The organism is Nonomuraea thailandensis (assembly GCF_024172165.1).
GTDB lineage: Bacteria > Actinomycetota > Actinomycetes > Streptosporangiales > Streptosporangiaceae > Nonomuraea > Nonomuraea thailandensis.
This window is the reverse complement of record NZ_JAMZEB010000002.1, coordinates 1,698,626-1,721,295: the sequence shown is the minus strand read 5'-3', so window position 1 is coordinate 1,721,295 and position 22,670 is coordinate 1,698,626. Positions and strand designations below refer to the sequence as shown.

General features: G+C 71.7%; 18 protein-coding genes. 7 read left to right on the top strand and 11 right to left on the bottom strand.

Features of this window, described 5'->3' with window-relative positions:
* Positions 1-102 precede the first annotated feature (102 nt).
* Positions 103-1,299, top strand: coding sequence for a sensor histidine kinase (locus HD597_RS11965; protein ID WP_253742085.1), 1,197 nt, complete (start codon positions 103-105; stop codon positions 1,297-1,299).
* The gene (locus HD597_RS11960) at positions 1,296-1,979 is read left to right on the top strand and encodes a response regulator (protein WP_043627946.1); all 684 of its coding nucleotides are present in this window, start codon (positions 1,296-1,298) and stop codon (positions 1,977-1,979) included. The genes HD597_RS11965 and HD597_RS11960 overlap by 4 nt, the downstream gene beginning before the upstream one ends.
* A gap of 22 nt (positions 1,980-2,001) precedes the next feature.
* Here HD597_RS11960 and HD597_RS11955 read toward each other — a convergent pair whose 3' ends face one another.
* From HD597_RS11955 to metH, 8 genes are all read right to left on the bottom strand, one after another.
* Positions 2,002-2,991: an ABC transporter ATP-binding protein gene (locus HD597_RS11955; RefSeq protein WP_253759318.1), complete on the bottom strand. Its 990-nt coding sequence runs from the start codon at positions 2,989-2,991 to the stop codon at positions 2,002-2,004.
* Between the two features lie 32 nt (positions 2,992-3,023).
* Complete coding sequence (locus tag HD597_RS11950) at positions 3,024-4,049, bottom strand: ABC transporter ATP-binding protein (protein ID WP_253742084.1); 1,026 nt, start codon at positions 4,047-4,049, stop codon at positions 3,024-3,026.
* Positions 4,046-5,059, bottom strand: a complete 1,014-nt coding sequence (locus tag HD597_RS11945; RefSeq protein WP_253742083.1) for an ABC transporter permease — start codon at positions 5,057-5,059, stop codon at positions 4,046-4,048. The genes HD597_RS11950 and HD597_RS11945 overlap by 4 nt, the downstream gene beginning before the upstream one ends.
* Before the next feature lie 96 nt (positions 5,060-5,155).
* Complete coding sequence (locus HD597_RS11940; protein WP_253742082.1) at positions 5,156-6,922, bottom strand: ABC transporter substrate-binding protein; 1,767 nt, start codon at positions 6,920-6,922, stop codon at positions 5,156-5,158.
* A gap of 49 nt (positions 6,923-6,971) precedes the next feature.
* Entirely contained in the window at positions 6,972-7,964 is a 993-nt protein-coding gene (locus HD597_RS11935; RefSeq protein WP_253742081.1) for an ABC transporter permease, read from the bottom strand.
* A 237-nt stretch (positions 7,965-8,201) separates the two neighbouring features.
* Positions 8,202-8,717 (bottom strand): cellulose synthase, encoded by a 516-nt coding sequence (locus tag HD597_RS11930; protein ID WP_253742080.1) that lies wholly within the window; start codon positions 8,715-8,717, stop codon positions 8,202-8,204.
* A 102-nt stretch (positions 8,718-8,819) separates the two neighbouring features.
* On the bottom strand, positions 8,820-9,464 hold the full coding sequence (locus HD597_RS11925) for an HAD family hydrolase (RefSeq protein ID WP_253742079.1): 645 nt from the start codon (positions 9,462-9,464) through the stop codon (positions 8,820-8,822).
* Positions 9,465-9,573: 109 nt separating this feature from the next.
* A complete protein-coding gene (metH, locus tag HD597_RS11920) occupies positions 9,574-13,038 on the bottom strand; it encodes a methionine synthase (protein ID WP_253742078.1) in 3,465 nt (1,154 codons plus the stop codon).
* A gap of 130 nt (positions 13,039-13,168) precedes the next feature.
* Here metH and HD597_RS11915 point away from each other — a divergent pair, with 130 nt between their 5' ends.
* The 3 genes from HD597_RS11915 to HD597_RS11905 all read left to right on the top strand — a co-directional run bounded on the left by HD597_RS11915 (position 13,169) and on the right by HD597_RS11905 (position 15,667).
* A complete protein-coding gene (locus HD597_RS11915) occupies positions 13,169-13,627 on the top strand; it encodes a universal stress protein (protein WP_253742077.1) in 459 nt (152 codons plus the stop codon).
* Between the two features lie 450 nt (positions 13,628-14,077).
* Entirely contained in the window at positions 14,078-14,932 is an 855-nt protein-coding gene (locus HD597_RS11910) for a PAC2 family protein (RefSeq protein ID WP_253742076.1), read from the top strand.
* Positions 14,933-15,106: 174 nt separating this feature from the next.
* Positions 15,107-15,667 carry a TetR/AcrR family transcriptional regulator C-terminal domain-containing protein gene (locus HD597_RS11905; protein WP_253742075.1) on the top strand — a complete coding sequence of 187 codons (561 nt, stop codon included), beginning with the start codon at positions 15,107-15,109 and terminating at the stop codon, positions 15,665-15,667.
* 40 nt (positions 15,668-15,707) lie between these two features.
* Here the strand turns inward: HD597_RS11905 and HD597_RS11900 are convergent, their stop codons facing one another.
* Positions 15,708-16,424, bottom strand: a complete 717-nt coding sequence (locus HD597_RS11900; protein WP_253742074.1) for a sirohydrochlorin chelatase — start codon at positions 16,422-16,424, stop codon at positions 15,708-15,710.
* Positions 16,425-16,509: 85 nt separating this feature from the next.
* Positions 16,510-17,676: a uroporphyrinogen-III synthase gene (locus HD597_RS11895; protein ID WP_253742073.1), complete on the bottom strand. Its 1,167-nt coding sequence runs from the start codon at positions 17,674-17,676 to the stop codon at positions 16,510-16,512.
* A gap of 230 nt (positions 17,677-17,906) precedes the next feature.
* On the opposite strand from HD597_RS11895, the gene HD597_RS11890 reads away from it, so the two are divergent.
* Entirely contained in the window at positions 17,907-18,395 is a 489-nt protein-coding gene (locus HD597_RS11890) for a peptide deformylase (protein ID WP_253742072.1), read from the top strand.
* 64 nt (positions 18,396-18,459) lie between these two features.
* Here the strand turns inward: HD597_RS11890 and HD597_RS11885 are convergent, their stop codons facing one another.
* A complete protein-coding gene (locus HD597_RS11885; RefSeq protein ID WP_253742071.1) occupies positions 18,460-22,068 on the bottom strand; it encodes an nSTAND1 domain-containing NTPase in 3,609 nt (1,202 codons plus the stop codon).
* A 161-nt stretch (positions 22,069-22,229) separates the two neighbouring features.
* Between HD597_RS11885 and HD597_RS11880 the strand changes: the two genes are divergently transcribed.
* The gene (locus HD597_RS11880) at positions 22,230-22,658 is read left to right on the top strand and encodes a hypothetical protein (protein ID WP_253742070.1); all 429 of its coding nucleotides are present in this window, start codon (positions 22,230-22,232) and stop codon (positions 22,656-22,658) included.
* The last annotated feature ends 12 nt before the right edge of the window (positions 22,659-22,670 follow it).

Here is a 22,670-nt window from a genome sequence, read left to right as displayed (position 1 = left end):
CGCCCTCCGAGTGCTCGTCCTCCTGGAGGGCTGGTCCTCCAGGAGTGCTAATCCTCCCGGAGTAGGAGGTTCCAGGCTCTCACCTGGTCTTACAGTGAAGCGGTGCGCATAGATCGGAGCAGGCTCCACGACACGGTGCTCGCCGGGGTGGTGGCAGTGGCCTCCGTGGCGCTGTACGCGCTGTACGGGCCCGATCGGCTGCAGGCCGAGGGGATTCCGGTCGAGGGCATGCGGCATCCGGACGTGTTCGGGGCGCTGCTGCTGGTGGCGGCGTCGGCGCCGGTGGCGGTGCGCCGCCGCTGGCCGCTGTCGGCGCTGTGCGCGGGGCTGGTGCCGGAGACGCTGCTCAACGGGCTCGGCTACGGCACGGGCATGTCGAGCCTGGCGGGGATCGTGCTGCTGTATTCGGTGGCGTCCTACCGAGGGCTGGCGATCGCGCTGGCGGGGCTGCTGCTGTCGCTGGTGACGTACCTGGCGGGCGCGGTGTCGAGCCCGGTCAGGGTGGGCAGCGCCAGCGAGTACGTGGTGACCGCCGTGGTGCTGGTGGCGGTGTGGGGAGCGGGCCGGAGCCTGCGGTTGCGCAGGGCGTACCTGGAGGAGCTGAAGGACCGGGCGGCGCGGCTGGAGCGGGCGCACGCGGCCGACACGCGGGCGGCACGGGCGGAGGAGCGGTCGCGGATCGCGCGTGAGCTGCACGACGTGGTGGCCCACCACGTGAGCGTGATGACGGTGCAGGCGGCGGCCGCGCGGCGGGTGCTGGCCTCGGACCCCGATCTGGCGCGGGAGGCGCTGTCGGCGATCGAGCACACGGGGCGGCTGGCGATGACGGAGATGCGTAACATCGTGGGCGTGCTGCGTACCGACACCAGGGCCGACGCGCGGGCGGAGCTGGGGCCGCAGCCGGGGGTGCGGGATCTGCCGTCGCTGGTGGAGCAGATGCGGGAGGCGGGGCTGCCGACGCGGCTGCGGGTGGAGGGCGAGCCGGTGGTGCTGCCCGCCGGGGTGGACCTGGCGGCGTACCGGCTGGTCCAGGAGGGGCTGACCAACAGCCTGCGGCACGCGGGCGCGGGGGCGGAGGCGGTGGTGACGATCCGGTACGAGCCGTACGAGCTGGACGTGCGGGTGGAGGACGACGGAAAGGGGGCGGCGCAGGAGATGGAGCTGTCGTCGCCGTCAGGGCATGGTTTGGTGGGCATTCGTGAGCGGGTGGCCCTCTATGGTGGAATCCTGAACATCGGTCCGCTACCGGGGGGCGGTTTCGAGGTGCGGGCGAGGCTCCCGTTGAAGGACGGCCAATGACGATCAGAGTGCTGCTGGTGGACGACCAGCCGCTGCTGCGTACCGGTTTCCGCCTGATACTCGAGGCCGAGCCCGACATCACGGTGGTGGGGCAGGCGGGCGACGGCAAGGACGCGCAGGAGCAGACACGGGCGCTGCTGCCCGACGTGGTGCTGATGGACATCCGGATGCCCGGGGTCGACGGCATCGAGGCGACCCGCAGGATCGTGCGGGAGGCGGCGCCGTCGGCGCACGTGCCGAAGGTGCTGGTGCTGACGACGTTCGACCTCGACGAGTACATCGTGGAGGCGCTGCGCTCGGGGGCGTCGGGGTTCCTGCTCAAGGACGTGCCGCCGGACGAGCTGGTGCAGGCGATCCGGGTGGTCGCGGCGGGCGACGCGATCGTGGCGCCGAGCGTGACGCGGCGGCTGCTCGACAGGTTCGCCACGCGGCTGCCCTCGGCGTACGAGCAGGCGGCGCCGGCGCGGCTGGACCGGCTGACGGAGCGGGAGCTCGAGGTGCTGCGGCTCATCGCCAAGGGCATGTCGAACGCGGAGATCGCGGCCAAGCTCGTGGTGAGCGAGACGACGGTCAAGACGCACGTCGGCAACGTGCTGACCAAGCTGGGCCTGCGTGACCGCGTGCAGGCGGTGGTGCTGGCCTACGAGACGGGCCTGATCACGCCGGGCGCCATCTCCTAGAGGACGCCCGGCGCGGCGGGGTTCAGCCGGTCGTGACGGCGGGGGTGCTCGGCGCCTGCTCGGGGGCGTTCTCCGGGAAGTGGCAGGCCACCCGGTGGCCGTCGGCCAGCTGAGCCAGCGGCGGCTCGACCTGCTTGCAGATGTCCTGAGCCTTCCAGCAACGGGTGTGGAAGCGGCAGGCGGGCGGCGGGTTGAGCGGGCTGGGCACGTCGCCGACGAGGCGGATGCGCTCGCGATCCTTGCGCGACTTCGGGTCGGGCACCGGCACGGCGGACAGCAGCGCGTTGGTGTACGGGTGCATGGGCGACTCGTACAGCCGCTTGCGGTCGGCGATCTCGACGATCTTGCCGAGGTACATGACGGCGACGCGGTCGCTGATGTGCCGCACCACCGACAGGTCGTGGGCGATGACGACGTAGGTCAGGTCCAGCTCGTTCTGCAGGTCTTCGAGCAGGTTGACGACCTGGGCCTGGATGGACACGTCGAGCGCGGAGACGGGCTCGTCGGCGATGATCAGCTTGGGCTTGAGCGCGAGGGTGCGGGCGATGCCGATGCGCTGGCGCTGCCCGCCGGAGAACTCGTGCGGGTAGCGGTTGTAGTGCTCGGGGTTGAGCCCGACCAGCTCCAGGATGTCCTGGACGGCCTTCTTGATGCCGTTCTCGGTCTTGACGCCCTGGATGCGGAAGGGCGCGCCGACGATCGCGCCGACCGTGTGCCGCGGGTTGAGCGACGAGTAGGGGTCCTGGAAGATCATCTGCATGTCGCGGCGCAGCGGCCTGAGCCGGCCCTGCGACATGTGCGTGATGTCCTCGCCCTCGAAGACGATCTTGCCGGCGGTGGGCTCGAGGAGCCGGGTCACCAGCCGCCCGGTGGTGGACTTGCCGCAGCCGGACTCCCCCACCAGGCCGAGCGTCTCGCCCTTGAACACCTCGAAGTCGATGCCGTCGACCGCCTTGACGGCGCCGACCTGCCTTTTGAGCAGGCCCTTGGTGACGGGGAAGTGCTTCTCCATGTTGTGCACGGAAAGAAGCGGCTCGTTGTCGCTCACTGAGTCTCCAGCGCTGGCTTGATCTCGTTCTCCCACAGGTCCCGCCGTTCGGCCCGGTCGAGGTGGCAGCGCACCAGGTGGCCGCCCTCGGTCTCGGCCAGCACGGGCACCTCGGTCCTGTCCTTGCCGCCGGTCTTCTCCGCGTACGGGCAGCGCGGGTGGAAGGCGCAGCCCGGCGGCACGTTGATCAGCGACGGCGGGGAGCCCTTGATCGGCAAGAGGCGGTCGGTGGGCTCGCGGTCGAGGCGGGGCATCGAGCCCAGCAGACCCCACGTGTAGGGGTGCTCGGGGCGGTAGAAGATGTCCTCGGTGGTGCCGTACTCGACGCACTTGCCGCCGTACATGACGAGGATGTCGTCGGACAGCTCGGCGACGACGCCCAGGTCGTGGGTGATGATGATGAGCGCGGAGTTGAACTCGCGCTGCAGGTCGCGCATGAGGTCGAGGATCTGCGCCTGCACGGTCACGTCGAGCGCGGTGGTCGGCTCGTCGGCGATGAGCAGCTCGGGGTCGCACGACAGCGCCATGGCGATCATGGCGCGCTGGCGCATGCCGCCCGAGAACTCGTGCGGGTAGGCGTCGACCCGGCGCTGCGGCTCGGGGATGCCGACCCGGCCGAGCATGTCGATGGCGTGCTTGCGGGCGACCTGCTTGGAGACGTTGTTGTGGATCCGGTACGCCTCGATGATCTGGTGGCCGACCGTGTAGAACGGGTGCATCGACGACAGCGGATCCTGGAAGATCATCGCCATCTTCTTGCCGCGCAGCCTGCGCACGTGCTCGGCGGAGGCGCCGACGAGCTCCTCGCCGTCGAGCCAGATCTCGCCGGAGACCCTGGCGCGGCCGCCCTTGTGCAGGCCGAGCACGCCGAGGCTGGTCACGCTCTTGCCGGAGCCCGACTCGCCCACGATGCCGAGGGTCTTGCCGCGCTCGACGCTGAACGACAGGCCGTCCACGGACTTGACCAGACCGTCGTCGGTCGGAAAATGGATCTTCAGGTCCTTGACGTCAAGGAAGCTCATGACAACCTCACCCTCGGGTCGACCACGGCGTACAGAAGGTCGACGACCAGGCTCGCGACCACCACGAAGATGGCGGCGACGAGCACGACACCCATGACCTGGGGCAGGTCCTGATTCCTGATGGCCAGAATGGCGAACTGGCCGAGCCCGGGCAGAGTATAGGTGGTCTCGGTGAGGATGGCGCCGCCGATGAGCAGGCCGAAGTCGATGCCGAACAGGGTCAGGATCGGCGTGAGCGCGGCGCGCAGGCCGTGCTTGGTCACGACCTGGTTCTCGCGCAGGCCCTTGGCCCTGGCGGTGCGGATGTAGTCCTCGCCCATCGTCTCCAGCATGCCCGCGCGGGTCAGCCGCGCGTAGGTCGCGGCGAACAGGAACGCCAGCGTGATCCAGGGCAGCAGCAGGTTGTAGGCCCACTGGGCGGGGTTGACGGTGAAGTCCGTCCAGGCGCCGCCCGGCGGGGTCCAGCCCAGGCCGTAGCTGAAGACGACCAGGGAGATCATGCCGGTGAAGAAGATCGGCAGGGACACGCCGGCGAGGGCGGTGCCCATCGAGATCCGGTCGAAGATGCTGCCTCTGCGCAGCGCGGACAGCACGCCGACGCTGACGCCGCCCAGCACCCAGAGGATCGCGGCGCCGATGGCCAGGGAGAAGGTCACCGGCATGCGGTCCACCAGGTCGGGCCAGACGGGCTGGCCGCTGATGAAGGAGTAGCCGAAGCAGGGCGCGGGGCACTGCTCGACGCCGGCGCCGTAGTCGTACTCGGCTCCGGTGAACAGGCCCTTGACGAACCTGCCGTACTGCACGACCACCGGGTCGTTGAAGCCGAGCCGCTCCGCGACCAGCGCCACGGTCTCCGGCGTGGCCGCGCGCCCGACGTAACGCGAGGCGAGGGCCTCGGGTGTCGCCCCCGCCCACTGCGGCACCACGAAGAAGATGCCGAAGGTGACCATGCTGATCACGATCAGCATGGCGAAGGCGCCGATCAGACGCCTGATGATGTATGTGACCACCGCTGTCGGCCGAGTGGCCCGCCCGCCGCGGGCGGGCCACTCCTGCCTTCACCTGCCTTCGCTAGATCCCCGAACCTGGTTCAGTGATGGAACGCGTCACTGAACGCCGAGCATGACGTAGTCGTACATGCTCTGGCCTTCGTTGTAGGCGAGGTTCGTCACGCCCTGACCGCGCATCAGCAGCGACTTGGCCCACACCACCGGAAGGATGGAGGCGTCCTCCATGACCTTCTTGTCGACCTCGACCCACAGCTTGGCGCGGGCCGCGGCGTCGAGCTCGGCGGAGGCCTGGTCGATCAGCTTGTCGACCTCGGGGTTCTTGACGCTGAGGTTGTAGTTGCCGGCGTCGCGGATGGTGCGGCTGTCGACGATGGCCTGCATGAAGCCGTAGCCGTCGGGCCAGTCGGAGCCCCAGCCGTGGGTGGCCAGGCCGATGCCGTTCTCCTTGACGTAGTTGACGTTACCCGCGTAGTCGGAGAAGTAGCTGGAGGCCGGGAAGCCCTTCAGCTCCAGCTTGATGCCGACGCGGGCCAGCGCCTGCTGCATTGCCTCGGCCAGCGCCTTCTCGCGCGGGCGGTCGGAGCGGAACGACATGTTGGTCGTGAAGCCGTTCGGCTGGCCACAGGCGGCGAGCGCCTCCTTGGCCTTGGCGACGTCGCCCTTGTTCTCGGGGCTGGCGTACAGGTCGAACTTCTCCTGGCCGACGATGGGCGGCGGCATCACGTTCGTGGCGATGTCGCCACCGGCCACCGGGCCGCCGAAGGCGGTCTGGTTGGCGACGCGGTCGGCGGCCCACATGACGGCCTTGCGGCAGTCGACGTTGTCCAGCGGCTTGGTGTCGGGGATGACCGACACGTACCAGAGCCTCGGGATCGTCGGGTTGTCCGTACGAGCCTTCAGCGTCGGGTCCGGCAGCACCTTGCCGAGTGCGGCGGGCTGCATGCCGGTGCCGGGGATGTCGAGCTGGACGCTGCCCGAGATGAGCTGGTTGTCCAGGTCGTCGGCGTTGACGTTGAGCTGGACCTCGATGCGGTCCGGCAGCGCGGGACGGTTCGGGTCCGTCGCCGGGTCCCACTGGTCGTTGCGGACCAGCGCGAAGCGCTTGCCGATCTCGTTCGTCTCGAACTTGTACGGGCCGGAGGAGACGACCTTCTCCTTGTACTTGGCGCCCGTGTCCTTGTCCTTCGGCACCGGGGCCGTCATCGGCATCTGGACGACGTAGTCCATCGACGCGAACGGCTTCTTCAGGTGGAAGACGACCGTGGTGTCGTCGGTGGCCTCGACCGCCGACTTGTAGTCCACGTCAGGGGTCTCGTAGACGCCCTTGAAGTCCTCCGGCCAGGCGAGCAGCTCGTTGAGGTAGGAGGGGCCGTGCGTGAAGGTCTTCTTGTCGAAGGAGCGGGCCACCGCGTACGCCACGTCCTTGGCGGTGATCGGCGTGCCGTCCTCGAACTTCAGGCCGCTCTTGAGCTTGTACGTCCAGGTCTTGCCGTCGGGGCTGGGCTGGCCGAGCCCCTCCGCCAGGTCGGGGACGACCGTGTTGCCCTCGGGGCCGGGACCCGGCTTGTACATCGTCAGCGTCCGCCAGTAGAACCGGCCGAAGTTGAACGAGTAGCCGTAGTAGGTGTCGGCCGGGTCGAGGCTGTCCCAGTCGGAGGAGTGGGCCGCCTTGAGCGTCCCGCCCTTCTTCGTGGACGGGTTGTACACCTGCGTCAGAGCGACGTTCGCCGCGGGTTGCGCGGCGCCGCCCGCCGCCGACTGGGCGGGCTGGCTGGGAGTGCCGCCACCTCCGCCGCCACAGGCGGAGAGCACCAAGGCGAGCGCCGCTGTCGCGGCTCCTGCCAGTGCGTGTTTCCTTCTCATTGACTAACCCCTTGATGAGTGGGATGCGGGGGATGAAGCGTTGGCGGGCTCAGTGCGCCCGCGGGTCGAAGGCGTCCCTCAGCCCGTCGCCGAACAGGTTGAACGCCAGGACGGTGATGAAGATCGCCAGACCCGGGAAGAGCACGAAGTGGGGCAGCGTGTAGAAGCGGACCGCCTCGGAGAGCATGCCGCCCCAGGTCGGGGTGGGCGGGTTGATGCCGACTCCGAGGAAGGACAGCGCGGCCTCGAACAGGATGTTGGTCGGGATGAGCAGGGTCGCGTACACCAGGATCGGCGCCACCAGGTTCGGCAGCACCTCGCGGAACAGGATGTAGCCGTGGCGCGCGCCGAGGCTCCTGGCGGCGTCGACGAACTCGCGTTCACGCAGCGAGAGCGTCTGGCCGCGGACGATGCGGCCGATGCTGGGCCAGCTGAAGAACCCGATGATGAAGATCAGCATGGCGATGCGCAGGCCGTCGCCCTGGAGCCCGAACCCCTCGTTGGGCATGACGCCCACCAGCGCGATCGCGAAGACCAGCAGGGGGAAGGCCAGGAAGACGTCCATGATGCGGCCGATGACCTGGTCCACCCAGCCGCCGAAGTAGCCGGCGACGACGCCCATGACGGTCCCGATGATGACCGAGACCATGGTGGCCAGGAAGCCGATCAGCAGCGAGATCCAGGCGCCGGCGACGATCCGGCTGAAGATGTCGCGGCCGTTGACCGGCTCGACTCCGAGCAGGTACTCGCCGCTCATGCCGCCGAAGCTGCCCGCGGGCAGGAGCGTGTTCGGGTCGATCTTGTCCTGGTGGAACTCCAGCGGCGGGTGCCCGAACAGGGAGATGATCGGTGTGGAGAAGATCGCCACAAGGATCAGCAGGAGCACGACGACGCCACCGCCGAGTGCCACCTTGTCGCGGCGCAGGCGCATCCACGCGATCCTCGTCAGCGATCGGCCCTGGATGGCCTTGCCCGCTCCCTTGAGCACCGACTCCGGATGTGCCTCCGCCGCGGAACCGGAAACGTCTAGCGGTGCGGTCATGCCGAGATGCCCCCTGGTACAAGACAACGCTGTCTTAACGCGTGGTTACTGTAGACCCGACTCGCGGACCTCAGGAGGCAGAATCTATGGCCTGAGCTGCTATGACTAGTCCCTCAGACCGCTATGTGGCTAATCTGTGATTGTTGCGAAACTCATTCGTATCGATCTTGAACGAATGTCGTGAACAGATCCCGGTTGCGTCTCGGAACCGTGACACAAAGACCCCCGGCGAGTGGATCAGCTGATGCCGCGCCGCTTGAGGAGCTCCTCGATGTCGCTGAAGTCGTCGTCGCCCTTGCTCGCCGGCTTCTGGGAGACGGCCGGCCGCTGCGGCTGACCGGCGGCCTGCTGCGGCTTGCCGGCGGCGGGCGCCTGCCCGGCCGGGCCGCCCTGCGCGGGCGCGCCGGCGGTGTCGCTCTTCTTCTTGCGGTTGCGGCCGAGCGACAGCTTCCTGCCGCGCATCACGCCGGACACCACGAACAGCACCGCCGACAGCCCCGCCACGGCCACGCCGGCCCACACGGACGGGTTGAACACCAGGCCGGTCACGAAGCCGACCACCGTGGTGCCGATCCTCCACAGGGCCTGCAGCGCGTCCGTGAGAAAGGCCGCGACCGGCAGCAGCGCCCACGCCGTCACCCTCAGGCCCGCGGCCGCTCCCCTGCGCCTGAAGGCCAGGAACGCCAGTGCCAGCCCGGCGATGGTCACGCCGGCGCACAGCGGCAGCCAGGCGATCGCCTCGAAGTTACCCATCTCGCCGCCCCCTCGTCATCGCTCGCTCGTGCCCTCCATCCTGGCACGCGGAGGCTGGACCGCCTCCTCCGCGAGAACCACATTTCCCTTAGGGGTAACGCGTCAGGACGGCAGAAGATCCCTGAGATCGGCGACCCCGACCTCCGTCAGGGACGAGACCACCAGGCGGCCGGGCGCCGGCTCGATGGGCAGCAGGCTCGGCACGGCCACGACGGCGCAGCCGGCCGCGGTCGCGGCGGCCACGCCGTTCGGGGAGTCCTCCAGGACCACGCACCGCACGGGCTGCACGCCGAGCAGCCGGGCGGCCGTCAGGTACGGCTCCGGGTCGGGCTTGGTGCGGGTGACGTCGTCGGCGGTGACCACGACGTCGAACCGGTCCCTGCCGACGCTCTTGAGCACCGCGTCGGCGATGTCCTTGAGCGAGGAGGTGACCAGCCCCACCGGCACCCCTTCGGCGCGCAGCGCGTCGAGCAGCTCGGAGGCGCCGGGCATGACGTGCACCCCGGCCGTCAGCCGGCTCACCATGCCGGTGACCATCCACTCGCGCACGGTCCGCGGCGGCACGTCCGCGCCCGACACGGCCAGCATGTAGTCGACGGTGCGCTCCATCGAGCCGCCGACGAGGTGGACCTGGTGCTCGGGCGTCCACTCGGCGCCGAGCCTGGCCATCACCTCGGTCTCGATGCGCAGCCAGACGCGCTCGCTGTCGACCAGCAGGCCGTCCATGTCGAAGAAAACCGCTTGCATTCCTGCCCCCGATCGGTGCTGTCACCCGCCATGGTGGGTGTCCGGGCTGAACGGCGGGCGGAATCGTGCCCGCCCGCGCGTGAACGGCGGGCGGGCGGGACGTCTGCTGTCAGACGTTGAAGTACTTGGCCTCCGGGTGGTGGGCCACCAGCGCCGAGGTGGCCTGCTCCGGGTGGAGCTGGAACTCCTCCGACAGCGTCACCCCGATGCGCTCGGGCGCGAGCAGCTCGAACAGCTGCTTCTGGTCCTCCAGGTTCGGGCAGGCCGGGTAGCCGAAGGAGTAGCGGCAGCCCTGGATGTTGACCTTCAGCATGTCGTCGAGCGACTCGTCGCCGCCGATCCCCCACTCCGAGCGCACCCGGGCGTGCCAGTACTCGGCCAGCGCCTCGGTGAGCTGCACCGACAGGCCGTGCAGCTCCAGGTAGTCGCGGTAGGCGTCCTTGGCGAACAGCTCGGCCGTGGCCTGGGAGATCTTCGAGCCCATGGTGGCCACCTGGAAGCCGACCATGTCGACCTCGCCGGAGTCCTTGCCGCGGAAGAAGTCGGACAGGCACAGGTGCCGGTCGCGGCGCTGGCGCGGGAAGGTGAAGCGGGTGCGCTCGCCGCCGTCGTCGTCGAGGATGATCAGCGAGTCGCCGTCGGCGACGCACGGGAAGTAGCCGTAGACGACGGCCGCCTCCAGCAGGCCCTCGGTCTGCATGCGCTCCAGCCACATGCGCAGCCGCGGCCGGCCCTCGGTCTCGACCAGCTCCTCGTAGCCGGGCCCGTCGCCGCCCCTGGTGGGCTTGAGGCCCCACTGGCCGAGGAACAGGGCCCGCTCGTCGAGGAAGGCGGCGTACTCGTTCAGCGAGATGCCCTTGACCACCCGGTCGCCGTGGAACGGCGCGAGCGGCAGGGGGTTGTCGGCGGCCACGTCGGAGCGGGCGGGCAGCTCCTCGACGGGCGTGCGGACCAGCGTCGCGCCGGTCTTGACGCGCCGCTCGCGCAGCGGCGGCAGCGTCGCGCCCTTCACGCCGCGCTTGACGGCCATGAACGCGTCCATCAGCCGCAGCCCCTCGAACGCGTCGCGGGCGTAGCGCACCTCGCCCTCGAACAAACCGGCCAGGTCCTGCTCGACGTAGGCGCGGGTCAGGGCGGCGCCGCCGAGCAGCACCGGGTACTTCTCGGAAAGGCCCCTGGAGTTCATCTCCTCCAGGTTCTCCTTCATGATGACCGTCGACTTCACCAGCAGCCCGGACATGCCGATGACGTCGGCCTTCTGCTCGTCGGCGGCCTCGAGGATGGCCGAGACGGGCTGCTTGATGCCGAGGTTGACGACCTGGTAGCCGTTGTTGGACAGGATGATGTCGACGAGGTTCTTGCCGATGTCGTGCACGTCGCCCTTGACGGTGGCCAGCACGATGCGGCCCTTGGTCTCGCCCTCGACGCGCTCCATGTGGGGCTCGAGGTAGGCGACGGCGGTCTTCATCACCTCGGCCGACTGCAGCACGAACGGCAGCTGCATCTGGCCGGAGCCGAACAGCTCGCCGACCGTCTTCATGCCGTCGAGCAGCACGTCGTTGATGATCTCCAGGGCGGGCCGCTGGTCGAGCGCGGTGTCGAGGTCGGCCTCCAGGCCCTTGCGCTCGCCGTCGATGATGCGCCGCTTGAGTCGCTCCCACAGCGGCAGCGCGGCCAGCTCCTCGGCCTTGCCTGCGCGCATGGCGGCGGCGTCCACGCCCTCGAACAGCTCCATGAACCGCTGCAGCGGGTCGTAGCCCTCGCGGCGCCGGTCGTAGACCATGTCGAGCGCGACCTGGCGCTGCTCGTCGGGGATGCGCGCCATGGGCAGGATCTTGGAGGCGTGCACGATGGCCGAGTCGAGCCCGGCGTTGACGCACTCGTTGAGGAAGACCGAGTTGAGCACCATGCGGGCGGCCGGGTTGAGGCCGAAGCTGATGTTGGACAGGCCCAGCGTGGTCTGCACGCCCGGGTAGCGGCGCTTGAGCTCGCGGATGGCCTCGATGGTCTCCAGGCCGTCGCGCCTGGTCTCCTCCTGGCCGGTGGCGATGGGGAAGGTCAGGCAGTCGACGATGATGTCCTCGACGCGCATGCCCCAGTTGGTGGTCAGGTCCTCCACCAGGCGGGTGGCCACGCGCAGCTTGTGGTCGGCGGTGCGGGCCTGGCCCTCCTCGTCGATGGTCAGCGCGACCACGGCCGAGCCGTGCTCGCGGACCAGGCGCATGATCTTCTGGTAGCGGGAGTCGGGGCCGTCGCCGTCCTCGTAGTTGACCGAGTTGACCGCGGCGCGCCCGCCCAGCATCTCGAGGCCGGCCTGCAGCACCGCGGGCTCGGTCGAGTCGAGCATGATCGGCAGCGTGGAGGCGGTGGCGAAGCGGAAGGCCAGCTCCTTCATGTCGGCCACGCCGTCGCGGCCGACGTAGTCGACGCACAGGTCGAGCATGTGGGCGCCGTCGCGGGCCTGGTCGCGGGCCGTCTCGACGCAGTCGTCCCAGCGGCCCTCCAGCATGGCCTCGCGGAAGGCCTTGGAGCCGTTGGTGTTGCAGCGCTCGCCGATGGCCAGGTAGGAGGTGTCCTGCCGGAACGGGACGGTCTGGTAGAGCGAGGAGGCGCCCGGCTCGGGGTGCGGGCGGCGCTGGGCGACCTCGTTGCCGCGCACCCGCTCGACGACCTGGCGCAGGTGCTCGGGGGTGGTGCCGCAGCAGCCGCCGACCAGGGACAGGCCGTAGTCGCGGGCGAAGGTCTGGTGGGCGTCGGCCAGCTCCTGCGCCGACAGCGGGTAGTAGGCGCCGTCGGAGGTCAGCACGGGCAGGCCGGCGTTGGGCATGCAGGACAGCTTGAGCCGCGAGTGGCGGGCCAGGTAGCGCAGGTGCTCGCTCATCTCGGCCGGGCCCGTGGCGCAGTTGAGGCCGACGATGTCGACGCCGAGCGGCTCGATCGCCGTCAGCGCGGCGCCGATCTCGGAGCCGAGCAGCATCGCGCCGTTGGTCTCGATCGTCACCTGCGCGATGATCACGATGTCGCGGCCGGCGGCGTCGATGGCCTGCCTGGCGCCGACGACGGCGGCCTTGACCTGCAGCAGGTCCTGGCAGGTCTCGATGATCAGCGCGTCGGCGCCGCCCGCGATCAGGCCGGCCGCGTTGTCGCGGTAGGCGTCGCGCAGGCTCGCGTACGGCAGGTGGCCGAGCGTGGGCAGCTTGGTGCCGGGGCCCATGGAGCCGAGCACGAAGCGCGGCCGGTCGGGCGTGGCCCAGTGGTCGGCGGCCTCGCGGGCGATCCTGGCGCCGGCCTCCGAATACTCGAAGACGCGGTCGGAGATGTCGTACTCGCCCAGCGCCGCCAGGTTGGCGCCGAAGGTGTTGGTCTCCACGCAGTCGACGCCGACGGCGAAGTAGGCGTCGTGCACGCCGCGCACGATGTCGGGGCGGGTGACGTTGAGCACCTCGTTGCAGCCCTCGTGCCCGTGGAAGTCGTCGAGCGTCGGGTCCTGGGCCTGGAGCATCGTGCCCATCGCCCCGTCGGCGACGATCACACGCTGGGCCAACACTTCTCTGAAGGTCGGGGAGATGCTCATGAGGTGAAGCTTATCGGGTGCGCCTCGAGCGCTGCTCGGGCGCGGGCGGTGGCGGCCCTTTTCCCGCATCCTGCGAGAAACGCTATCGTACGAGACGTCAATTGTACGCGGCGTCCAATTGGAGGCTCGTATGGCCTACCGCACCGTCCTCGTCGGCACCGACGGCTCCGCCTCCTCCTTCCGCGCCGTCTCGGCCGCCGCCGCCCTGGCCGGGGCCACCGGCGCCACGCTCGTGCTGGCGTGCGCGTACCTGCCCATGCGGGAGAGCACCCGGGCCGCCGCCGCCGACCGGCTCGGGGAGCTGGCGTACAAGGTGAGCGGCTCCACCCCCGCCGACGACGCGCTGCGGGCGGCCCGCGAGCACGCCGTGGCGGCGGGCGCGCCGGACGTGGTGCTGGCGGCCGAGCAGGGGGAGGCGGTGGACGTGCTGGTGTCGCTGGCGGCCCGGCACGGGGCCGATCTGCTCGTGGTGGGCAACCGGGGGCTCAACAGCCTGGCGGGGCGGCTGCTCGGGTCGGTGCCGTCGGGGGTGACGCACCGGGCCTCGTGCGACGTCCTCATCGTCCACACGACGGACGGGGGCCGCTGACGGCCGTGTTCCCCCGGCCGCTGCGTACGCCCGGCACGCGGGTGCCAGGCACGTCACCGCGTCCGCCGGCCGGCTGTCCAGCACGTCCTGCGGGGCCCCGCCGGTTGTTCGCCGACGCGGGGCGGAGTTCGCGGGGCGCGAACGCCCGGCGGCGCCGGGCGCGTGGCGGGAGCGGAGGGGGCGCGGCGCGGCGGCCGTCCGACACGCCCGCGCGGGGACGAGCGGGCGCGCCGAGCCCGCCCCCCACGGGCCCTCCACCAGCCGTTACACGGCGTTCAAACCCGTACGCAACCGCCGGCCCCGCCATCGCGCACCGCTCACCCGCCCGGCTCCCCCGCCACCCCGCACACCCCGGGTGCCGGCGCCGGGCGGCGTTCGGGGGGAGATCGGTGACGGCGATGCCTCCTTACCGCATAGGCTTAGCGGGACGATGGAGAGAGGAGGCGACACGTGATAGAGCTCGAAGGGCTCCCCGAGCTCGTCGACCCGGTGCTCATTGCCGCGTTCGAGGGGTGGAACGACGCGGGCGAGGCTTCCAGCGGTGTGATCGCCCACCTCGAATCGGCCTGGAAGGCCGAGCCGCTCATCGCGCTCGACCCCGACGACTACTACGACTTCCAGGTCACCCGGCCGGTGGTCGAGATGAGCGACGGCCTGGCCCAGTCCATCGTGTGGCCCACCACGCGGCTGCTGCGCGCCCGCCCTCCGGGCGTGGAGCGCGACGTCGTGCTGCTGCGCGGCATCGAGCCCAACATGCGCTGGCGCTCGTTCTGCGACGACATCATCTACATCTGCCGCGAGCTGGGCGTCGAGCTGGCCGTGATGCTCGGCGCGCTGCTCAACGACTCGCCCCACACCCGGCCCGTGCCGATCCTGGGCGGGGCGACCAACGAGGGCCTGGCCCGCTCGACGAATCTGGAGCTGAGCCGCTACGAGGGCCCGACGGGCATCGTGGGGGTGCTGCAGCACTCGTTCGGCAAGGCCGGGCTCGACGCGATCTCGCTGTGGGCGTCGGTGCCGCACTACGTGGCCCAGCCGCCCAACCCCAAGGCCACGCTGGCGCTGCTGCGCCGGCTGGAGGACGTGCTGGAGATCCCGATGCCGCTGGGCGACCTCGACGAGGAGGCCCGGGCGTGGGAGCGCGGCGTGGACGAGCTGGCCTCCCAGGACAGCGAGGTGGCCGAGTACGTCAAGGAGCTGGAGGAGCGCAAGGACGCGGCCGAGCTGCCGGAGGCCAGCGGCGATGCGATCGCGGCCGAGTTCGAGCGCTATCTGCGGCGCAGAGATCGCGACACTGACAGCTAACCCTCAGGATTCAGGCTCGACATCTTTTCCGGCTTTCGGGTAATAATCGGGGACCCGTAGAAGTTTGCACCATGTTGGGACCCCAGATTTAAGCATCCATAAATCCCGGCACCGTCCGGGACATCGGCTTCGCACGTGATGCCTGCTCAACTGACCGCGCACGTTAGGCATGCCATGGCGACACCTCACGTAGACCCGCACCACAGGAGCCAGGACACCAGGCAGCGGGTCCTCCAGATGGCCGTCTCACTCAGGGAGGACCGCGGCGGCGGCTCGGTGGACTACTTCCTCGCCCTGCTGCAGGACCGGCTCCCCTTCTGGCTGAGCATTCTTCACGATCTCTCCCATCGCACCGGCAAGGGGTCCGTTTCGGACAACCTTCTGCCGATCGCTCGTGCGGGGATTGATTACTACATAGATGTGCAAAGTGCGGCGCTGCCCGCCTTCACCTCCCCGAACGTGACCGTCCGCTTCCGCCAGGCCATCCGCGACAACGGGCTCGGGCCGCACACGGAGACCGCGCCGCTGGCCGCCTACCTGGCGGCCGAGCAGCGGCTCGGGCGGGTGCGGCCCGACGTGGACCCGGAGGCGAGCGCGCGACTGCTGGTCGCGGGCTGCTTCCACCGGGCCTACATCGAGATGTTCGTCGGCGCGGACGCCGGGCCCGCACGTGAGGCCAGCGCCCGCGAGATCGTACGGGAGCTGCGGCTGGAGCCCGTCCCCCAGCCCGCCTGACCAGGAGGCCGCCCGCCCAGGGAACCCTGGCCGGGCCGGTTCAGGCATGGCGCAAGGGCTGGGGCTGCGTGGTGGTGTGGTGGCGGTGCAGGGCCTGGTCGTAGCGGTGCCAGATGAGGGCCGCCACGTCCGGGTCCGCTCCCAGCGGCTCGCTGACCAGGCCGGCGCCGGCCGAGGCGAGGCGGTCGTGGAAGAAGCCGGGCGCCAGTACGTACGAGGCGATGGCCACACGGGCGGCCGGGGTCGAGCCGAGCCGTTCCATGGCCTCCTCCAGCGACGGCGTGCCCGCCGAGGCGAAGGCCGCCGTGACCGGGCGCGCCAGGCGTACGGCGAGCCCGTGAGCGGCGGCGCGCACGTCGGCCAGCGCCGAGGGGTCGGAGGAGCCGGCCGCGCCGAGCAGCACGGCGTCCGTGGAGCGCAGGCCCGCCCGCGCCAGCTTGCGCGCCAGCGCCGAGGTCAGGAGCCGGTGCGGGCCGAGCCAGCCGGCCACCACCGCGTCAGGGCGGTGCTCGGCGATGACCTCGGGCAGGTCGATGTGCACGTGGTAACCGCCCGCCAGCAGCAGCGGCACCACGACCACCGGGCCGCGGACCTCGGGAAGCACCTCCGCCAGGAGGGGCGAGCTGATCTCCAGGTAGCTCAGCTCCACGCGCTGCCCCGGGCGGGCCCTGCGGGCCGTCTCCGCCAGCGCCGACAGGGTCCGCTCCCCCTCGGCGCTGCGCGTTCCGTGTGCGGCCAGGACGAGTGCGGGCGTCACCGGCTCCCTCCGGCGCGCCTGCCGCGGCCGGAGCACGGGGTGCCCCAGGGCATGGTGTTCTCCTCGTGACGGTGGTGAAGGGGGATCAAAGGCCGGCCTCGTACAGGCAGGCGAGCCGGTAGCCGCGCTTGACCACGGTCTCGACGATGCCGCTGGGCCCGAGGGCGCGGCGCAGCCGGGTGATGGCCATCTCGACGGCGTGCTCGGCCGAGTCGCGCGCGACGCTGCCCGGCAGCACGGTGCGCAGCTCGGCCCGCGACACCACGTGCCCCGGCTTGTCGGCCAGGCGTTTGAGCACCGCCATCGGGGCGGGCGGCAGCGGGCGCAGCTCGCCGTCCACGACCACGGCGTGGCCGCGGATCTCGAGCCGGTGGTCGCCGGCCGTGAGGCGGGTGACGCCGTGCTCGGGCAGGTGGCGGGCCAGGGCGCGGGCCAGCGCGCCGAGGCGGGAGCGGTCCGGCTGGAGGGTGGGGACGCCGCGCGAGGCGAGCGGCTCGGCGGTGACGGGCCCGACGCAGGCGGCCACGACCGATCCGCTGAACGCGGCCAGCAGTGCCTCCTCCAGCCCTTCCGACCTGGCGGCGCCGAGCATGGCGTGCACGGCGGGCGCGCTGGTGAAGGCGACCGCGTCCACCGAGCCGGAGATGGTCTGGCTGATCAGGCGGCGCAGCGGCGAGATGTCGCGGTACGGCAGCCACCGGTAGACCGGGATCTCGATCACCTCGGCCCCGGCCTCGCGCAGCGCGGCCACGAAGTCGCTGAGCGGCTCGCCGTGCTGCTGCACCGCGATGCGCCGCCCGTGCAGGTCCTGGGCCAGGAGGTACTCCTTGACCTCGTTGCACGACTCGGTCGAGGGGGTCCAGTGGTCGTTGAGGCCGGCGGCGCGCACCGCCCCCCTGGCCTTGGGGCCGCGGGTGAGCAGGCGGGCTCCGGCCAGGTGCTCGCCCAGGTCGGCGGACAGGCCCCAGCCCTCGGCGGCGGCCATCCAGCCGCGGAAGCCGACGCCGGTGGTGACCACGACGTCGTCGAGCGGCTCCTCCAGGCTCTGCCGGGTGGCGGCGAGCAGGTCGGCGTCCTCGGCCAGCGGGACGAGCCGGATGGCGGGGGCGCTGACCACGCGGGCGCCGCGGCGCTCCAGGAGCGCTCCGAACTCCTCGCGCCGTCTCGTCGCGGTGACGCCGACGGTGAAGCCCGCCAGGGCGTCGGGCGCCGTCTCCGGGGACGAGCCGCCCTCTAGGGGAAGCGCGCTCATGCCTGCACCTCCAGGTAGTCGAAGATGCCTGGCCGGGCCCCGAGCACCCGGCCAGGCATCACAGGCGCGTGTGACGCAAGTGAGATCACCCTCCGATACTGCTTTCGGGTGGTTTCGCCGCTGGGTCTCTTCTGTTACCGCTGTGCTACAAGGCATGACCTTCGCGGTTGGCGGGGCGCACTCCAGGGAAGCGTTCATCGTGACGATCGCGGCCTATCGGGGAGTTGCGGGTGACGGTCCGGCCTATTCGACTGTTCGACGATCCGGTGCTGCGCGCGGAGTCGGCGCCGATCCAGGATTTCGATCGGGAGCTGAGACAGCTGGTCAAGTCGCTGACCGCGACCATGCGGGCGGCGTCGGGGCGGGCCGGGCTGGCGGCTGCGCAGATCGGGGAGCCGGTGCGGGTGGTGGTCTACTCCTACGACGGCAGGTCCGGCCACCTGGTCAACCCGCGGCTGGAGCTGTCGGAGCGCAAGGTCACCGCCGACGAGGCGTGCCTGTCGGCGCCCGGCGTGTGGTGGCCACTGGAACGCTCCTACATGGTCACGGCGCGTGGCCGCGACATGTTCGGCAAGCAGGTCACGGTGCGGGCGCTCGGGGTGCTGGCCAGGGTGTTGCAGCACGAGGTCGACCATCTCGACGGGGTGCTGTTCAGCGACCACCTGGAGGCGGCCGAGCGCGAGCGGTTCCTGGCGGAGGCCCTGCCCGCCGGCCGCTGAGCGGCGCCACGGCGCACCTCCGGCAGCCGGGCCTGTCAGCGGCCGGTCCTGCCGGCGGGCGGCGTCAGGGGCAGGTCCGGCGGTAGGGCAGCTCCGGGATGTGCCGCCGCCACTCGGCCGGGGTCAGGGCGCCGTCACGGCGGCAGATCGAGGCGGCGGCGGTGCCGGGATCCACGGTGATCTCCCGTAGGGCGCCGTCGCCGGAGGAGATGAGCAGAGCGGTCCGGTTGAACGCCACGGCCGGCACGGACGGGGTGTGGTAGCTGATGGGGTAGGCGATGGGCAGGTATCCCCGCCAGTCCCAGAGCTGGATGCCCAGCTCCCCCTCGCCGCCGACGGTGGCGAGCAGCCCGCCCCGCGGGTAGGAGGCGAGCGCGGCGACCGATGTCGTGTACGAGGTCTGCGGCGGGGCCAGCGGCGTGCGCAACCCCTTGTCCCAGAACGTCAGGCGCCCGTCCCTGTCGCCGACCGCGGCCGTGTCGCCCGCGAAGAGGATCTTCCCCTGGGCGCGGGCGTCGGAGGAGTGCGGGCGGACCTCCCCGGTGGCCGTGTCGACCAGGACCCGCCCCTTGGTGGATCCGTCCACGAGCAGCCGGCGCCCGTCCGGCTCGAAGACCATGAGCTGTGCTCCCGCGTCGGGGACGGTGCGCAGCCGCCTCCTGGCTCGCACGTCCCACAGCTCCAGATCGCCGATGAGCAGGCGGCCGGGCTCCTTCCCGCCGCCGGGTTCGGCTGTGAGGAGGGCGATCGCGACGGTCCCGCCGTCGGGCGAGAAGGCCGCGGACAGGACTCCGGCCGCGGGGCCGCCGGCACGCAGCGCGCCGAGGTGGCGGCCGTTCGCGGCGTCCCACAGGCTCACCACGGGGGACGCGGGGTGGGTGAGCGCGAGCGTGCGCCCGTCGGGGCTGAACACCGGCGAGTACGCCGTCTCCCGGGGAGGATCGCCGGCGGGCAGCGGGCCGCTCACGGGCCGGCGCGCGGCGACGTCCCACACGCGCACCTCCCGCTGATCGGCCGTCACCAGGAAGCGGCCGTCGGCGCTGAACAGCCGCTCGCCGCCGCCCGGCGCAAGGGTCTCCGGGTGGGTGTAGGGGGAGATGTCCAGGACGTTCACCGTGCCGTACCGGCCGGGCACCCGGAGCAGCCGGGCGTCCGGCGAGAACCGGGGCCCGGCTCCGCCCGTGTCCGCGTGGACCGAGGTGTTCAGCAGCAGGGTCCCGTCGTCCACCCGCCACAGGGCCACCCATCCCTCACGCCACACCCCGGCCAGGAACCGGCCGTCGGGGCTGAACTCGACCCGTTCCGCGGGCGGGACGAGCTGGTCGTGGATCTCCTTGCCCGAGGGGACGTCCCACAGCCGGACGCCGTCGGCCGTCGCGACGGCCACGTGCCTCCCGTCCGGGCTGAACTCGCCCCCGACGGCCGTTCCCCGCAGCGAGGGCGCCCGGATCGGCTCGCGCCGCTCCAGGTCCCAGAGCCGCACCCGGCCTGACCCGGCCGGCGGGACGACCAGGGCCAGCCGGCCGTCCGGGCTGACGGCGGCGACCGGCTCGTCGAGCACGCGCGTGCGGCCGGCGTGGTTCCAGGCCTCGTAGGCCCCGTCGCGAACCCCGATGAGGACCCGCCCGTCCGGGCTGAATCCGGTGGGATCGAGGTGGGGAAAGGCCACGCCGAGGTCCGTCAGGCCGCCGGCGCCGACGGCCCACACCTGGGCGTTGGTCCCGTCGTGCACGGCCAGCGTGCGGCCGTCGGGGCTCCACACCACCTCCGAGACGGGCGGTCCCGTCCAACTGGCGCTCGCGATCTCCTTCTTCGTGGCCAGGTCGAGCACGCGCAGCGCGCCCGGCTCGGAGGGCGCGCCGCGCGTGTAGACGGCCAGCCTGGCGCCGTCCGCGCTGAGCCCGTGCACCAGGTCCGCCGGATCGTACGGGGCGGTGACGACGTCCACCAGGGGCAGCGCCATGGAGTCGATCAGCTCGCCCCTGACCTCGGGAACCGAGGCGATGCGCCAGGCGGCGGCGCTCAGCCGGCGGGCCAGCTCCGGGTCGCTCGTGCGCAGGGTGGACGCGCGCCTGGCGGCCAGCCGGGCCGTCGCCTCCTCCAGCCGGTCGTCGGCCACGCCGGCCTGCCGGACGGCGACTCCCGCCGCGATCATGGAGGCGACCAGCAGGGCCGCCAGGACGGCGGAGACGGCGACCCGCGTCCGGGAGGCGCGCCGGGCCAGTGCCGCGCCGGCGTCGAGGAAGCTCCGCTCCGCGGGCGTGAGGTCGCCCGGCTCGGCGAGCAGCTTCCCGGCGGCGGCCAGGCGGGCGCCGCGGTAGAGGAGCCCGGCGTCCCGGCCGTGCGCCTCCCAGGCCTCGGCCGCGTCGGTGAGCTGCCGGTGGGCGCGCAGGCGGTCGCGGCCGTCCTCCACCCAGCCGCGCAGCCGCGGCCACGACTCGATCAGGGCCTCGTGGGCGAGCTCCACCGTGTCCTGGTGCAGCGTCAGCAGCCGGGCTCCGGCCAGCCGCTCGACGACCAGCGCGGTGTCCGCCCCGCCGTGCGGGTCCAGCTCCGCCCTGGCGGCGGGGCGGCGGGTCGCCTGGGCCTGCTCGCCCGGGTCGATCAGCCGCAGCAGGATCCGCCGGGCGATCCTCGCCTGCGCCGGCGACAGCCCCGCGTACAGCTCCTCCGCGGTGTGGCTGATGGCCCCGTGGACCCTGCCCACGCTCTCGTAGGCGTCCAGGGTCAGCAGCTTGCCGGTGCGGCGGCGCCAGACCTCCCGGAGGGCGTGCGACATCAGCGGCAGCGCCCCGGGCTCGCCGGCGACGTCGGCGACGATCGCGACCGTCAGCGCCCGCTCCACGGTCACGCCCTCGGCCGCGGCGGGGCGGACGATCGCCTCCCTGAGCTCGTCCTGGTGCATCGGCCCGACCAGCAGGTTGGCCTCGCGCAGGGCCGCGGTGAGCTCGCGGTGCTCGGCGCACCGCCCGTAGAAGTCGGCGCGCACCGCGATGACCACGCCGGCCCGGCCGCGCGCGCCGAGCAGCAGGTCGATGAACTGCTCGCGCTCGCGCTGGTCCTGGCAGAGGGTGAACACCTCCTCGAACTGGTCGACCACGATCAGTGTGCCGCCGCCGCCCTCGCCGGTCGGGATCCGGCCGGCGAGCCGCATCGGATGCTCTCCCGGGGTGAGCATCAGGCACTCCCGCCCGTCCTGTACGGCGGGCACGAGCCCGGCGCGCAGCAGGGACGACTTGCCGCTGCCCGAGGAGCCGAACACCGCGGCGAACCGGTGCCGCGCCAGCAGCTCGCGCAGCTCCCCGACGAGCCGGTCCCGCCCGAAGAACCGACCGGCGTCGCGGGTGTCGTAGGAGGCCAGGCCGGGGTACGGCCCGGCGTCGCCGTCCTCGCCGGCCCTCTCGCGGGCCAGCTCCCCTGCGACCCGCCGCCAGTCTCGCTCCCACGCGGAGACGTCCCCGCCGCAGGCCCGCACGAAGGCGAGGACGACGGGCAGCGACGCCAGCCGCTCCCCCGCCGCCGCCTGGGACAGCGTGGTGACCGAGTAGCCGGCGCGCCCGGCCATGGCCCGGTAGGTGAGGCCGCCCGCTTCCTGGCGCAGCTTGCGCAGCTCGAAGGCGAAGCGTTGCACCGGCCCTGCGGCCGGGTCCACCGGGCTCTCGCGACGGCCCACCACCGTTACGGAGCTCCCGCGAAGGAGTCGTGCGCCGGGAAGAGCATTGTTTGCCTGCCTGATGAGGGATGCCGAACAATTGTGCCGCCATGATCCTGGTGCCAACGGGGCCTCAGCGGCAAGCGGCCGGTCTCGTGACCTTGTCGGCAGGAAGGATCTTCATGCGTACGAACAGCGAGAGCGCCGGACGGGCGGCCAGGCGCGGCATCACGCTCCTGGGGCTCGTCACGGCCGCGACCGTGGCGCTGGCCACGGTGAGCGCGACCCCCGCCGCGGCGCTCACCGGCTGCACGTCCTACGGCTGCTCCGGCGGCTGGGGCACCGGCTACGGCTACTGGGCCGCCGACGGCGACAAGATGACGGTCTGCGACGAGTACGCCGACGGGTACTCGGTCGTCGTCATGGCCGACATCGGCACCCGCCCCCACCCGGACAAGTGGCACACCGGCGGCGCCGGCAGGTGCACCGAGCGGTCCTACGGCGACGTCGCGGAGCGTCAGACCATCTACTTCCACACGTGCCTGGGCAAGCAGAGCACCGGCTACATCCTCCCGGGCTCGTGCGGTCGTGTCGTCTCCGGCACCACCTGACCGGCGGTTCAC